This is a genomic window from uncultured Lawsonella sp. (genome assembly GCF_947252745.1).
In the GTDB taxonomy this organism is placed as follows: domain Bacteria; phylum Actinomycetota; class Actinomycetes; order Mycobacteriales; family Mycobacteriaceae; genus Lawsonella.
In genome coordinates this window covers 140,577-154,898 of the sequence record NZ_CAMXWW010000004.1, presented here as the reverse complement: position 1 = coordinate 154,898, position 14,322 = coordinate 140,577, and the positions used below count along the sequence as shown (strand labels likewise).

The following is a 14,322-nucleotide window of genomic DNA, read 5'->3' as shown; positions in this document are numbered from 1 at the left end:
AAATCTAACCCCCGCGACACGCCGAGCCAGACACACATTTTGACCCTTAACCCGCCCGCGTTCCCCTCACCCCCAATAAACAGTGCCCCACCTGTCATTCTGCAGGTGGGGCATAGCTACGGTGACAGTCGCGGTACCCGGAGGGCAGGTACCAGACGGAGGAAAAGTGGCTCTCCCGCCAGGACTCGAACCTAGAATGACTGGACCAAAACCAGTAGTGTTGCCTATTACACCACGGGAGATTGTCTGTACCGTTATGCGACAAACTTTAGAGGCATGCCTCCGAAGCTTTCTTAGTGTAACCCATCGAGCAGGGCTAACAGGTAATCGCCATAGCCAGATGAGGTGTGTCGGGCTGCTAAGGACCGTAATTGGGGGTCATCAATCAGCCCCAGACGCCACGCCACTTCTTCGGGGGCTCCAATCTTCTGCCCCTGGCGTTGCTCGACCGCACGCACATAGTCGCCTGCACTCATCAGGTCATCCACAGTGCCCGTGTCCATCCAACAGGTTCCGCGGGGAAGTACCTCGACGTGCAGTTTCCCCGCATCCAGATAGTGGCGGTTGACATCGGTGATTTCATACTCGCCGCGGGGGGACTTCTCCAGATTCCGCGCGACGTCAATCACCGAGTTGTCATAGAAGTAGAGGCCGGGGATCGCGAAGGGAGAGCGCGGATGCGCAGGTTTCTCCTCGATTGATAAGGCGGTGCCGGTGGCATCAAACTCCACCACGCCATAGGCTTGCGGCTCACGCACTTGGTACGCAAAGATCGCCCCGCCCTCGACGTGAGAGAAACGCCGCAGCTGAGTGCCAAGACGCGGACCGTAGAAAATATTGTCGCCCAGGATCAGTGCAACTCGTTCCTCCCCAATGAAATCTGCACCAAGCACAAAGGCCTGCGCGAGCCCTTCAGGAGCATCCTGCGACAGGTAATGGAGTCGCACACCCAGGTGGCTACCGTCACCCAACAAGCGCTCGAATTGTGGCCGATCTACCGGGGTGGTGATGATGAGGATGTCCTCTATGCCCGCCAGCATAAGAGTGGAGAGCGGATAGTAGATCATGGGCTTGTCGTAGACGGGGAGTAGCTGCTTGCTGACTGCCGTCGTCATCGGAAAAAGACGCGACCCCGTGCCGCCCGCCAGAATGATGCCACGCATGCTTCTAGTTTACGCTAGAAGCGTGACCAACCCTTCTGTTCCCGCCTCACACGGTACACATCGCGACATCCCGCCCGGCCAGGCTCCGCTCTCCCTGGCTCTCCCGAACCCTGCCATACAGGAGCTACTCGCGGATGCGTCGGGTACAGCACGCTCTCTCACCATCAACAGCAGTGATGCGGCTCGGCCGCTTCTGCTCGCAGCGCTCGCTACCCGCACACCCCTTCTCGTGGTGACTGCCACCGGCCACGAGGGGGAAGAGCTGACGGCGGAACTCTCCACCTACCTGGGTGACGATGTCGCATTCTTCCCCAGTTGGGAAACTCTGCCGCATGAACGTCTTTCGCCCTCCATTGATACGGTGGGCCGGAGGCTGGAAGTGCTGCATCGGCTCCACTTGGCGGCGCATCCCGATCCACACAGTCCGGTAGCGCCACTTCGTGTGGTGGTTACCGCCACCCGCTCGCTGATCCAACCCACACAAGCTTCCCTGGCCGAGACAGAGCCATTGATCCTGCGCGTCGACCAAGAAATCGAGTTTTCTGACGTGCCGTCACTGCTGACTGAGCTCGCTTACGAGCGTGTGGATTTGGTGTCTCGCCGTGGTGACTTTGCGGTCCGCGGTGGAATCATTGACATTTTCCCCGCCACCGCAGAGCATCCCGTGCGCATCGAATTCTGGGGAGATGAAATCTCCGACATTCGCACCTTCTCAGTGGCAGACCAGCGCACCATTCCGGACGCTGATCTCACCTGGGTTGCCATGTACCCCTGCTCGGAACTCCTCATGACCGCGCAGGTTGAGCATCGGGCTGCTGAACTCTACCAGGATCTTGTCGGCTATGCGGCCATCGCCGACATGCTTGACAAACTCGCCCAAGGGGTGCCGGTGGCGGGGCGCGAAGCCTTTATCCCGGCGCTCGCGTCCGAAGAACTTTGCCTGTTGCCCAGTTTCCTTCCCGCACAAGCCATCACGGTGGTGTGTGACCAGGAGAAGATCCGGACACGTACTGCGGACCTTACCCGTACGTGTGCAGAATTTCTCGCAGCTTCTTGGGAAAGCACAGCTGAGGGTGGCCAAGCGCCCATCGACCTTCTTCACCTAGGGCAAGGCGCTTATCGCACCCTCCGGGACGTCCAGCGGGAGACACTAGAGAAGGACGGTCGCTGGTGGGTTCTCAACCCGCCCGGCATATTGAACGTCGACGCGGATGCAGATACCTCCACCCGGGAGATTCCCTGGACAGCGTCGCCGGCGCCGCGCGGTGACCAAGCGGCCATTGAGGAACTGATTGAGAGGCTGCGGCAGCGTTTGGGGAAAGACGGCACACCAGTGTTCGTTATTGGTCCTGCTACCACTTACCGGCGCTTGCACCAGCAGTTCCGTGACCGCAACGTGGTGATGCATCAGCTTGCGCTGGGCGCATCCCCGCAAGTAGGTGCTATCAACTTCTTAGCAGGACAGTGCCGCAACGGCATTGCACTTCCAGAACTCCTCATCCTGTCCGAACCTGATCTCACGGGCTCGCGAGTGGGGACAGTGAGCAACCGCCGCTCCCGTGTGGCGAAGCGTCGGAATGCCGTAGACCCGTTGGCACTTAATGCTGGCGACCTGGTAGTGCACGACCAGCATGGGATTGGCCGTTTTGTAGAGATGACGGAGAGGACCATCAAAACGGGGGAGGGCACTAGCCGGCGTGAATATCTGGTGATTGAATATGCTGCCTCGAAACGGGGCCAGAGTGGGGATCGCCTCTACGTCCCTATGGAACAGCTGGACCAGCTGAGCCGCTATGTGGGCGGGGAGCAGCCGGCTCTCAGCAAGATGGGCGGCTCTGACTGGAAAAACACCAAACGTAAAGCTCGCAAGGCAGTCCGGGAGATTGCCGGTGAGCTGGTGCAACTGTATGCGGCGCGGCAGGCGGCGCCTGGCCATTCTTTTGCCCCCGACACACCCTGGCAGCAGGAGATGGAAGATGCCTTCCCCTATGTGGAGACGGAAGATCAGCTGCGTGCCATCGATGAGGTGAAGGGTGATATGGAAAAGCCCGTCCCCATGGACCGGGTGGTCGTAGGTGATGTGGGCTACGGTAAGACCGAAGTGGCGATGCGGGCGGCTTTTAAGGCCGTCCAAGATGGTAAGCAGGTGGTGGTCTTAGTACCAACCACCTTGCTGGCACAACAACATCTGGAGACGTTTAGCGAGCGTATGGCGGGGTTCCCGGTCACTGTAAAGGGGCTTTCTCGGTTTACCTCCCCTGCGGAGTCTCGGGAGATCCTCACAGGTCTTCGCGACGGTACCGTCGACATTGTGATTGGCACCCATCGGCTGCTGCAGGCGGGTGTGCAGTGGAAGGACTTGGGTCTTGTCATTGTCGACGAAGAACAGCGATTCGGGGTGGAGCACAAGGAACACATCAAAGCTCTGCGGACGCACGTGGATGTGTTGACGCTTTCTGCCACGCCTATTCCGCGCACCTTGGAGATGAGCCTGGCGGGTATTCGGGAGATGTCCACCATCCTCACCCCGCCGGAAGACCGGCAGCCTATTCTCACCTACGTGGGAGCCTATGATCCCAAGCAGGTGGCGGCGGCTATTCGCCGCGAGCTGCTGCGCGATGGACAGGTGTTTTTCGTCCATAACAAGGTCTCCGACATTGATGCAGTGGCTACCCAGTTGGGTGAGCTGGTGCCGGAAGCGCGCATTGCGGTGGCGCATGGACAGATGTCCGAGCAGCTGTTGGAGCAGACGGTTGATGGTTTCTGGAACCATGAGTGGGATGTGCTAGTGTGCACCACGATTGTGGAGACGGGCCTGGATATTTCTAACGCCAATACCTTGATCGTTGACCATGCGGATCGTTTAGGGCTTTCTCAGATGCACCAGTTGCGCGGTCGAGTGGGGCGGTCCCGCGAACGCGGCTACGCTTATTTCCTGTACCCGGCAGGTAAGCCGCTCACTACTGTCGCCTACGATCGGCTTAAGACCATTGCCCAGAATAATGAACTGGGCGCCGGCATGGCGGTGGCGATGAAGGACTTGGAGTTGCGTGGCGCTGGCAATGTGCTTGGCGCCGAACAATCTGGTCATATCGCCGGCGTGGGTTTCGACCTCTATGTGCGTCTGGTAGGGGAAGCAGTGGAGGCCTTCCGGTCGGTTGCCGACGGAAAGCCACTGGAGCAGCCCGTGACGCGCGAGGTACGAGTGGAGCTGCCCGTGGATGCTCATATTCCCGCCAGCTACATCGAGGGGGAGCGGCTCCGTCTGGAGGCGTATCGGAAGATTGCGCAGGCTGGGGATCGAAGTCGTTTGGCGGCGGTGACGTCGGAACTGGAGGATCGCTATGGCGAGATTCCGGAAGTAACGCGCCGGCTATTCTCGGTGGCGTTGCTCCGTCAGCTGGCACAACAGCACGGCATCGCAGATATCGGGCTCACTGGGACAACGCTTCGTATCTCTCCCTTCCCGCTGCCCGACTCCCAGCAGGTGCGGTTGCGTCGGCTCTACCCGCAGGCTCGTTATCGGGCAGCAGTGCAGCAGATTGCGGTACCGTTGCCGCAGGTGGGTGGAAAAAATTTGGCGGCGGAGAGAATTCGAGACGATGACCTTCTACAGTGGGTAGCAGATCTTATTACCGGTGTGAAGGGGCTTCCGCGGATCTCCCTCGACCCTCCGCGTCCGGAGGAATCTCCTGCGGACACTCCGGCGCAGGAGCCCGCTTCTCTGGCTACGTCTTCCTCTACCCCGCGTCGAAAGGGGCGCTCCCATGGCTGAGATTGTTACTGTCTGGCAGCTCGATAGTCGTTTTCCCACCTTGTTGACGGCAGAGTTGGTTCCTGCTCTGCAAACATCCAGTGGGTGTGTGGTGACGCCCGAGATTGCGGAGCATTATCCAACCCTGCCGTCGTGGGGTGCATTGCGCCGGACTGATGCGGAGTGGACGCCAGAGATGGCTCCGCATGTTCCCGCTGATACCCGCTACATTCTTACTTCCCTGGGGCAGGCGGACTGGGACGCCTCTTATCCGCAGTGTGATGGAGACGTCGACGAGTGGGATTGGCGGCGGATTGAGCTGCCGGCCGGAATGAGCATGGTGGAAGCGGCTCAGGTGATGACGGAGGTGCGCCAGCAGGGGCCCTGGGAGAGTGAGCAGACACACGAGAGTTTGGTGCCGTATCTGCTGGAGGAGACCTATGAGCTGGTAGATGCTATTCGTGATGCATCTGCGGGGACTACCGAGATTGTCTCGGAGCTAGGTGACGTGTTCTTGGAGGTGCTGTTCCATGCCGCGGTAGGGGAGAGCGCATCGGGGGAGGCGCACTTTACCTACGATGATGTGGCGGATTCATTGCTGGACAAGCTAAAAAGGAGGATGCCATACGCCTTTAATGGCGGTCGGTTTCCTGCTACGGCAGCTGAGCAAGATGAGTTCTGGCAGGCGTCGAAACGTCGCGAAAATCGTTCTCCGTTGGACGGTATTGTCCGCTCGCAGCCGGCTCTCTCCCTTGCCGCGCAGGTGGTCCACAGAGCGCGTCGCGCCGGGGTGGCAGACTCTGACATCCCGCCCATTCTTCGCCGAATTGCGGATGCTGCCGCAGACGGTAAGGGGTCGGCGGAGGAAAAACTGAGAAAGGTTTCGCTCGACTTCCTCACTCGAGTGCGAGGCAAGTAGGCACGTTTGTTTTCATTGGTTACCCTGTAGGCGCTGTATCTCGTCAACTGCTGTCATCCCGCGGTTGGTCGGTGCCGCGTGTTCGTTTGATTCCCTACTTTTGCAGAGGCTTGTTACGTGAAAATTGTGCGTCGGCTTGTTGCGGCCTTGCTCGTTCTTGTCTGTGCGGTGGGAGTGGGGGTGGCTGCTTGGGTGTTCCAGGATTGGGACACCACGAAGTACATGGATGAGCAGACGCCGGGTGAGTTCGCCCCCGCGCCAGCAGTGGCGATTGATGTCCCTGGACAGACATCGGATCAGCTGATGGCATGGTCGCAGCGTTGGGCTCCGCAGCTGGGTTTCTCGGCACGTGCCTTGCGTGCGTATGGAAATGCCGAGCAGACGTTGAAGCAGACAATGCCGGCGTGCCATTTGCGGTGGACGACCCTGGCAGGCATCGCTTTTATTGAGAGTCAGCATGGGACGTATGGGGGTGCGGAGGTTTTTTCTGACGGGACGACCTCGCAGAAGATTCGTGGAGTGCAGTTGGATGGTACGAATAACACTCAGCGCATCCAGGACACTGATCGGGGTGTGTGGGATGGGAACAGTCATTATGATGTGGCGATGGGGCCGTTCCAGTTCATTCCGGAGACGTGGCGACTTTTTGGGGTGGACGCGAATGGTGACGGACGGGTGAGTCCGGACAATATTGATGATGCAGCGGTTGCCGCGGGGCGTTATTTGTGCTTTAACAGGAGGGATTTGGCGGTCCCGCGAGAGTGGCAGCAGGCTATTCTGAGCTATAACAGGTCGATGAAGTATGTGAAGGCGGTGTATCGGGCTGCCTACGCCTATGGGGAGGGGCGGCAGCCGCGTTGGAATTATCTGGCGAAGCAGTTTTAGCTGTGGGCGAGTATCGGTGCCGAAGCGAATGTGGCAGCAGTTCAAACGTAGAGTGATATAGATCACAGAAGAGGCTGGTTTTCCCTCATCATTCACTTTCCGGGTAGCGTATTGTTTGCCCGTTCATGAGAGAATGAGCAGTGACACCCGCACAACGCAGAAGAACATTCACAGAAGTCCAGCGGGTTGACCAAGACATAACCAAAGGAGGGCCTCCGTAATGGCGGCTATTATTGAAGTAATTGCTCGCGAGATTCTCGACTCCCGTGGTAACCCCACCGTTGAAGCTGAAGTCGTTCTTGATGACGGTGCCTTCGGCCGCGCCGGTGTTCCTTCCGGTGCTTCTACCGGTGAGCACGAAGCAGTAGAGCTGCGCGACGGTGGCGAGCGCTACAACGGCGCTGGCGTTCAGAAGGCTTGCGACGCTGTGAACTCTGAGCTGGCTCCGGCTGTCCTCTCCCTGGATGCCTCCGATCAGCGTGCTGTTGACGCCGCCATGATCGAACTCGACGGCACCCCCAACAAGGGCCGTGTTGGCGCCAACGCCATCCTCGGTGTGTCCCTGGCTGTTGCCAAGGCTGCTGCCCAGTCTGCTGAGCTGGAACTCTTCCAGTACATCGGTGGCCCTACCGCTAACCTACTGCCCGTCCCGATGATGAACATCCTCAACGGTGGCGCCCACGCCGACACCGGTGTTGACGTTCAGGAATTCATGATTGCCCCGATCGGTGCCGCCACCTTCAAGGAATCCCTCCAGTGGGGTGCCGAGGTCTACCACGCCCTCAAGTCCACCATTAAGGCTCAGGGTCTTTCCACCGGTCTCGGCGACGAGGGCGGCTTCGCTCCTGACTGCGCCTCCACCAAGGCTGCTCTTGACCTCATTGTCTCCGCCATCGAGAAGGCCGGCTTCGCCGTGGGTAAGGACATTGCCCTCGCCATGGACGTTGCCTCCTCCGAGTTCTGCGAAGACGACGGCTACCACTTCGAGGGTGGCGTGCACACCGCTGCTGAGATGACCAAGGTGTACGCCGACCTCCTCGCTAACTATCCGATCGTCTCCATCGAGGATCCGCTGGATGAGAATGACTGGGACAATTGGGCCGAGCTCACCGCCGAACTCGGTGATAAGGTGCAGTTCGTGGGCGACGACCTCTTCGTCACCAACCCGGCTCGCCTGGCTCAGGGTATCGAGAAGAACGTTGCCAACGCCCTCCTGGTGAAGGTCAACCAGATCGGCTCCCTCACCGAGACCATTGACGCCGTGCAGATGGCCCACCACGCCAAGTACGCCTGCATGATGTCCCACCGCTCCGGTGAGACCGAGGACACCACCATCGCTGACCTTGCCGTTGCACTGTCCTGCGGTCAGATCAAGACTGGTGCGCCGGCTCGCTCCGAGCGCGTTGCCAAGTACAACCAGCTCCTCCGTATCGAAGAGCGCCTTGGTGCCTCCGCCAAGTACGCGGGCGCTGCTGCCTTCCCCCGTTTCCAGGCCTAATCTCCTCGGGAGCGATGTGTTTCGCTAGGCGCTAGTGAAGCACAGAAGACAAGAGACGCGGGCATCACCTACTCGTAGGTGATGCCCGCGTACTATGTAGAGAGATGCTCAAACGAAGGGAGGACCCGTGGCGCGTGAATCCCACTCCAGCCCCACTGGTGGCTCTCGCCGTCACCGCCCAACGACCGGTAGCAATGCTCGGTACGATGCCTATCTACAGAAATGGCGCAATTCTCGTCTGAATCCAGCACGCAGTATCGTCGTCATCGTTGTGGCGATCGTGCTTGCAATCTCCCTAGCGACGCCGCTGCGCACGTACTACCAACAGCGCACCGAAAAAGAGGCGCTACAAGCTGAGAACGCACAGCTCGTCGAAGAAATCAAACGTAAAGAAGAACAGCTTGCGGTACAAAACGATCCAAAGATGATTGAGGAGCAAGCGCGTCAACGGCTTCTTCTCATTCCCCGCGGAGAGACCGGCTTCCGGGTAATCCTGCCAGGCAAAGAGCAGGATGAGAATGTCCAACAACATGTCGACGATGTGCCGAACCTCAGCCTTAATGGTGGTGGACCTTGGTACCGTGACCTGTGGCGCAGCATTTCCGTTCCCGACCCTAATATAAAGACCACACAGTAAGGCAGACCGTGACCAACCTTCCCGAAGAGCCTAATGAGGCGGAGTTGCAACGCGTAGCTGAACAGTTAGGCCGTACTCCGCGCGGCGTCGTCACCATTTCTTATTACACCCCGGATGGCGAACCGGGCGTGGTAATGACTGCTCCTCGACTGTCCGACGGAACCCCTTTCCCCACCCTCTACTACCTCACAGAACCTCGCCTAGTGGCGGAAGCGTCCCGCATGGAAGCGACTCACGTCATGAAGGAAATGACGGAACGGTTACATGCGAGCCCGGAACTGCAAGCGAATTATCAAGCCGCGCATCAACACTACTTGCAGAAGCGCAATAGCATGGAAGACCTAGGCACAGAATTCTCCGGTGGCGGCATGCCAGACCGAGTCAAATGCCTGCACGTATTGATGGCGTATGCGCTCTCTGAAGGCCCCGGCGTGGTACTCCTCGGCGACGAAGCTGTAGCCCGTGCTGCGGATCACGGTGGCCTACGGGGGACAGCTATTCCGGCGTCCTGGCCGACCCTCGCCGATCTGGGTGTGACGCCTGTAGAAAGGAACTTGTAATGTCCGTTGTAGCTGCTGTTGACTGCGGTACGAACGCTATTCGTCTCCTCATCGTCAAGCGTGACGAGGAGAACACCATTCATGAAATCACGAGGCGGATGGAAATTGTGCGTTTGGGTGAAGGCGTCGACAACACCGGAAACTTCACCCCGGCGGCCATTGAGCGAACACGGCACGTATTGTCCGAGTACGTCGATGCCATGGTCGAGCATGGTGTGAAGCGTGTTCGTATGGTGACCACCTCAGCAACTCGTGATGCCGGCAACCAGGACGACTTTTTCGCCATGGCGCGGCAGGAATTGGGTCGTGCCGTCCCCGGTGCACAAGCAGAGGTTATTACCGGCCAGGAAGAGGCTCGCCTATCCTTCGGGGGATCGGTGGCTGATCTCCATGGTGCCGATGCTCCCTTCCTTGTTATTGACCTCGGTGGCGGCTCCACAGAGTTTGCTCTTGGAGAGCAGAATGCCGCCGACGGTGCGGTATCCCGAGTTAATGGTGCTATCTCTCTCAATATTGGGTGTGTGCGCATTACTGAACGTTACCTGCACACCCAGCCGCCCATCGCGGATGAAATCGCAGCAGCACGCAGTTTCGTGCGAGAACAACTCGACATTGCGTTCCATAATTTGGCGATTGAGACAGTTCGTACCTGGGTGGGCCTGGCTGGCACCTTTACCACCATTGCCGCATTGGCCTTGGGACTGGAGAAATACGACGCAGAGAAGATTCACCACTCCCGTATTTCACTTGAGCAGCTGCAGCAGGTGACTGATGAGCTCATCGCTATGACCCCTGAGCAGCGGATGGAACTGGGCCCAATGCACCCCGGCCGTGCTGATGTCATCGGTGGTGGTGCTATTGTGGTTCAGGAACTGGCGTCACGGCTGCACGACGAGTGTGGGGTGACCGAGGTTGTAGTGAGCGAACACGACATCCTGGACGGCCTTGTACACGATCTCCTCCACCGTAACGCCTGACTGCGGGGGAGTGGACCGTTAGTGGTTGCTCCCGCCTGCCCCCATAGCCCAATCGGCAGAGGCAGCCGGCTTAAAACCGGCACAGTGTGGGTTCGAATCCCACTGGGGGCACTCATTTTAGTCTGTTCAAAGAGTGTGTCTGATCTGCATCTTTAGACTTGTGGGAACTGTTTTGAGGGCCTTGCACGTTATAGTAAATAACGAGTATATGGACGCCAAGAAAGGACTCCACACGATGGCTTTCCGTAGTAGCAACCCCGTACTGGGTGCGCTCAACCGCCAAGGCAACACCGCGGCGGGAGGTTACCAGCAGCAATACGGACAACAACAGTACGAACAGCAGGGACAAAATCCTTACGCACAATTCGGACAGGCCCAGGCAGGTTTTGCCCAGGGCGCTAGCTACTATGGCCAACAGGAATTCCAGCAGTACGTACAGGCGCCTGGCCAGGTGCCATTGCAGACTAATTCGCGCGCGATCACGATCGACGATGTCGTCACGAAGACAGGCATCACCTTGGGTGTCATTATCGCGTCCGCGATAATCAGCTTTATCGTGGCTCTGCGCAATCCAACCGCCGGACTGGGGCTGCTCCTCGTCGGCGCAATCGCGTCCCTCATTGTCGTCCTCATCGCAACCTTCGGTAAGAAGATGCAGTCGGCTCCGATTACCATCTCCTACGCCATTTTCGAAGGTCTGTGGGTGGGCGCCTTTTCCCAGATTGTGGCAGGCGTTAATGTCGCCGGTTCGCCCGCTATGGGAATCATCTTCGGTGCGTTAGCAGGTACCATCGGCGTCTTTATCGGCATGTTGGTGGTCTACCGTACTGGTGCTATTCGAGTAACCCCCAAGTTCACCCGTATCCTCATTGGCTGCATCTTCGGTATTCTTGCCGTGGTCGTCGTCAATCTACTGGCAAGCCTCATCGCAGGTCGTCCTGACTTCTTTAGCATCTACAGTGGTGGACCCATCGCGATCGTCTTCTCCCTCATCTGCATTGTGCTGGCAGCACTATCCTTCCTGAGTGACTTCGACTCGGTGGATCATGCTGTTCGCGCTGGTGTCCCTGCCGGCTACGCCTGGGGTCTGGCGCTTGGCCTGGCCGTGACGCTGGTGTGGCTCTACACCGAGATTCTGCGCCTTTTGTCCTACTTCCGCGATTAGAACTGCGGAGAAGCGCACCGCGGGGCCGAGACGTCGTCGGGAGTACCAAACCCGCAGGCCTCTCCCTTGCACTAACTAGGAAATCGTCCACAAACTACGACGTTGGGGGCGGGACTCAGTTGAGTTCCGCCCCCAACCTCGTGTTATGAAGCAGTCTTGCGTCTTTACATTCGTGAGCCGTAGCCAACCCAGCGCTGTAGTGCATCCTGGATGGCCTGTGCGTAGAGACGACCGCCCTCTTCGCCGGGGTGGATGCCATCAGCCCGCACCACAGTGGGGTCCTTCGCGACAGCCTGGAACCAGCGGGCCAGATAAACGTTGTCGTACTTTTTCACCGCAGCATAGATCTGCTCGCGTGACTTTTCCATCCATGGCCGATCCCCATAGGGACTGACGAGAATGATGACGTGATTCGGACCAATTTCCTGAATAACACCGTCGATCTCACCCGGGGCTGCGTTACCGTTCGTTCCCAACCCGAGCACGACAAAGCGGTCCAGCGTGCCATCGCGTTTCATCTGTGCAATATGGTCAGGAGCCCAGGCCCAGGCGCGAGACACATCGGCATTCACGTAGATCCCCGGGAATGCCTGTTGTAGACTCGGCAGACTTGCCAGCATGACCGAATCTCCCAACGCAGTAATGTCATCACCGGTAGGAGCGGTGCGCTTTTCTTTCTCTAACTGTGGCTCCCACAGACGAGCCAGGCCCGGGCGTGATTCAATACCCGCAGCCCGCATCGCCTCCAGATCGCGTTGAATCTCCGACTCTTTCGGTGCCGTTACCCCGGACACCACAGCCATCGCCGTAATGCCCACAATGACCACAAGTGCAGCGAGATGCTGGGGGATCTTCCGGCTCGCTTTACGGGGGTGGAGTATGGGGTAGAAGAACGCGCGGAAGGTAGCGCCCACTCCGTGCCGCCGGAACGGCGTCTCGATGTAGCGGTACCAGAATGCCGAAAGCAGCACAGTGATCACGAGTGCGATGAACCCGGCGATAAGGGAATGCTTTTGCCCGTGTGCTCGGAAAGGCTCCGAAATAATGACGATCAGCGGCCAATGCCAGAGGTAAAGACTGAATGACCGCTCTCCCAGCCACCGCAGGATGCGACTGTTGAAGATCCAGCTGACCGGTCCAATCTCCTGGACGATAGCATACAAGACAATGCCACTCAGCACAGAGGCCAGCGCGATGCCCCCACGATAGGTCCAGGCACCTGTATCGGGAAGCACAACAAAGAGAGCGCAAAGCCCGATAAGCGCCACGATCGAGTTAAAACCCACCACTTTGGGGAAACGTGCAAAGGTCTGATACTTCGGCCAAGAATCCGCCAACAGTGAGGCATTCCGAGACGACATCCAGAAGGCCATAAATGCGCCCAAAAGAAGGCCAAAGGCATGCGTATCCGTGCCGTAGTACACCCGGGTGGGGTCGACTCCAGGCTGGTAGAGCACACCCATGAGGACAGCTGACGTGATTCCGAGGAGACCAGTCACCACCAACCAATGCTTCCGGCGCAAGCCCAAGGCACACAGCAGCACAAACAGCAGCGGCCAAATGACATAGAACTGCTCTTCTACCGCCAATGACCAGTAGTGGGAAAATACCTGCGGAACAGTGTCGGCGAAATAGCTGTGGGACTGCGCGATCTGTACCCAGTTGTTGGAGAAGGTCAGGATGCTCAGCATCTGCCAGCCCATACCCACCTGTGAGTCGCCAGCAATGACCAGGGTGATGGCGGCTACTGTCGCCATCACAGTGAAAGCAGCCGGCAAAATACGGCGGATTCGTCGCGTCCAGAAGTACTTCAGCGAGATGCGTCCAGTGCTGGCGCGTTCACGAATGAGCAGTGACGTGATGAGGAAACCGGACAGGACGAAGAACACATCGACGCCCAGAAAACCCCCGTGAAAGGTAGGTTTAAAGAAGTGGTAAAGGACCACAGCTATCACAGCAAGACCGCGCAGCCCGTCGATACCGGGTACGCGGCGCAGTCGCGCTGACTGTGGTCGGTTTGCCATGAGGTCAATACTAACGCGAAAGCGGGGAAAGCCGTCATATGGCCTTCCCCGCTGTCGCGGATTATTGAGTATTCTTCAGTCTCTTTACGAGACTCTTCTGTGGTACAGAAAGCTCGAACTAGTCCTCGTGGTAGGGCTCGGCGGAGACCAGAGTGACTTCTGCAGTCTTCCCGTTGGGCAGGTCGTAGCTGCGGGTCTCGCCAACTTTGGCGCCCAGCAGTGCCTTGCCGAGAGGGGACTCAGGGGAGTAGGTCTCTAGATTGGGATCTCGACCGCCCTCTTCGCGAGTAGCGATCAGGAAGGTCTCGTCGTCGTCCTCATCGCCGTCGTAGTACACCTTGACGACGGAGCCGAGGCTAGCCACGCCCGATTCGGCCGGGGCTTCACCAATGGTGACGTTAGCGAGGAGTTCTTGGAGCTGACGAATACGCGCCTCTTCTTGGCCCTGTTGTTCGCGGGCAGCATGGTAGCCCCCGTTTTCCTTCAGGTCGCCTTCTTCGCGCCGCTCATTGATCTCGGCAGCGAGAATAGGACGATTCTCAATCAAAGCATCAAGCTCATTCTGCAGACGGTCATAGGCCTTCTGCGTCAGCCAGGTTGCTTGGGGTTCCGTCATAGTCGGTCCTCCATCTCCAATAAATACGCAAGCACGGCCCTAAGAGAGGCCGCGCATTAGTCTGAGTCTACCACGCAAGCAGCAGTTTTTCTCTGGTAGATGCAAAATGGGCATTTCTTCCGCC

At 58.4% G+C, this 14,322-nt stretch carries 11 protein-coding genes and 2 tRNA genes; 9 read left to right on the top strand and 4 right to left on the bottom strand.

Features of this window, described 5'->3' with window-relative positions; translation table 11 throughout:
• Nucleotides 1–167 precede the first annotated feature (167 nt).
• Nucleotides 168–242: transfer RNA gene (locus Q0X28_RS05595), tRNA-Gln, on the bottom strand.
• Between the two features lie 51 nt (nucleotides 243–293).
• Entirely contained in the window at nucleotides 294–1,163 is an 870-nt protein-coding gene (gene rfbA, locus Q0X28_RS05590; RefSeq protein ID WP_296237603.1) for a glucose-1-phosphate thymidylyltransferase RfbA, read from the bottom strand.
• Nucleotides 1,164–1,230: 67 nt separating this feature from the next.
• On the opposite strand from rfbA, the gene mfd reads away from it, so the two are divergent.
• From mfd to Q0X28_RS05545, 9 genes are all read left to right on the top strand, one after another.
• A complete protein-coding gene (gene mfd / locus Q0X28_RS05585) occupies nucleotides 1,231–4,938 on the top strand; it encodes a transcription-repair coupling factor (protein ID WP_296237742.1) in 3,708 nt (1,235 codons plus the stop codon).
• The gene (locus tag Q0X28_RS05580; RefSeq protein WP_296237600.1) at nucleotides 4,931–5,836 is read left to right on the top strand and encodes a MazG nucleotide pyrophosphohydrolase domain-containing protein; all 906 of its coding nucleotides are present in this window, start codon (nucleotides 4,931–4,933) and stop codon (nucleotides 5,834–5,836) included. The genes mfd and Q0X28_RS05580 overlap by 8 nt, the downstream gene beginning before the upstream one ends.
• A gap of 117 nt (nucleotides 5,837–5,953) precedes the next feature.
• Entirely contained in the window at nucleotides 5,954–6,721 is a 768-nt protein-coding gene (locus Q0X28_RS05575; RefSeq protein WP_296237598.1) for a lytic transglycosylase domain-containing protein, read from the top strand.
• 220 nt (nucleotides 6,722–6,941) lie between these two features.
• Nucleotides 6,942–8,219, top strand: a complete 1,278-nt coding sequence (gene eno / locus Q0X28_RS05570; protein WP_296237596.1) for a phosphopyruvate hydratase — start codon at nucleotides 6,942–6,944, stop codon at nucleotides 8,217–8,219.
• 127 nt (nucleotides 8,220–8,346) lie between these two features.
• Nucleotides 8,347–8,856 carry a septum formation initiator family protein gene (locus tag Q0X28_RS05565; protein WP_296237594.1) on the top strand — a complete coding sequence of 170 codons (510 nt, stop codon included), beginning with the start codon at nucleotides 8,347–8,349 and terminating at the stop codon, nucleotides 8,854–8,856.
• 8 nt (nucleotides 8,857–8,864) lie between these two features.
• Nucleotides 8,865–9,416 (top strand): DUF501 domain-containing protein, encoded by a 552-nt coding sequence (locus Q0X28_RS05560; RefSeq protein WP_296237592.1) that lies wholly within the window; start codon nucleotides 8,865–8,867, stop codon nucleotides 9,414–9,416.
• Nucleotides 9,416–10,393, top strand: coding sequence for a Ppx/GppA phosphatase family protein (locus Q0X28_RS05555; protein WP_296237590.1), 978 nt, complete (start codon nucleotides 9,416–9,418; stop codon nucleotides 10,391–10,393). The genes Q0X28_RS05560 and Q0X28_RS05555 overlap by 1 nt, the downstream gene beginning before the upstream one ends.
• A gap of 37 nt (nucleotides 10,394–10,430) precedes the next feature.
• Nucleotides 10,431–10,504 (top strand) — tRNA-Leu (locus Q0X28_RS05550).
• 97 nt (nucleotides 10,505–10,601) lie between these two features.
• Nucleotides 10,602–11,558 (top strand): Bax inhibitor-1/YccA family protein, encoded by a 957-nt coding sequence (locus Q0X28_RS05545; protein ID WP_296237588.1) that lies wholly within the window; start codon nucleotides 10,602–10,604, stop codon nucleotides 11,556–11,558.
• 164 nt (nucleotides 11,559–11,722) lie between these two features.
• On the opposite strand, the gene Q0X28_RS05540 is transcribed toward Q0X28_RS05545, so the two are convergent.
• Nucleotides 11,723–13,582: an acyltransferase family protein gene (locus Q0X28_RS05540; protein ID WP_298577008.1), complete on the bottom strand. Its 1,860-nt coding sequence runs from the start codon at nucleotides 13,580–13,582 to the stop codon at nucleotides 11,723–11,725.
• A 118-nt stretch (nucleotides 13,583–13,700) separates the two neighbouring features.
• Nucleotides 13,701–14,198 carry a transcription elongation factor GreA gene (gene greA, locus Q0X28_RS05535; RefSeq protein ID WP_296237585.1) on the bottom strand — a complete coding sequence of 166 codons (498 nt, stop codon included), beginning with the start codon at nucleotides 14,196–14,198 and terminating at the stop codon, nucleotides 13,701–13,703.
• Between the last annotated feature and the right edge of the window lie 124 nt (nucleotides 14,199–14,322).

What these genes read in the sequence shown, in the direction of transcription:
- rfbA (WP_296237603.1), bottom strand. Translation starts at nt 1,163, where the DNA reads ATGCGTGGCATCATTCTGGCGGGCGGCACGGGGTCGCGTCTTTTTCCG.
- Q0X28_RS05580 (WP_296237600.1), top strand. Translation starts at nt 4,931, where the DNA reads ATGGCTGAGATTGTTACTGTCTGGCAGCTCGATAGTCGTTTTCCCACC.
- eno (WP_296237596.1), top strand. Translation starts at nt 6,942, where the DNA reads ATGGCGGCTATTATTGAAGTAATTGCTCGCGAGATTCTCGACTCCCGT.
- Q0X28_RS05555 (WP_296237590.1), top strand. Translation starts at nt 9,416, where the DNA reads ATGTCCGTTGTAGCTGCTGTTGACTGCGGTACGAACGCTATTCGTCTC.
- Q0X28_RS05545 (WP_296237588.1), top strand. Translation starts at nt 10,602, where the DNA reads ATGGACGCCAAGAAAGGACTCCACACGATGGCTTTCCGTAGTAGCAAC.
- Q0X28_RS05540 (WP_298577008.1), bottom strand. Translation starts at nt 13,582, where the DNA reads ATGGCAAACCGACCACAGTCAGCGCGACTGCGCCGCGTACCCGGTATC.
- greA (WP_296237585.1), bottom strand. Translation starts at nt 14,198, where the DNA reads ATGACGGAACCCCAAGCAACCTGGCTGACGCAGAAGGCCTATGACCGT.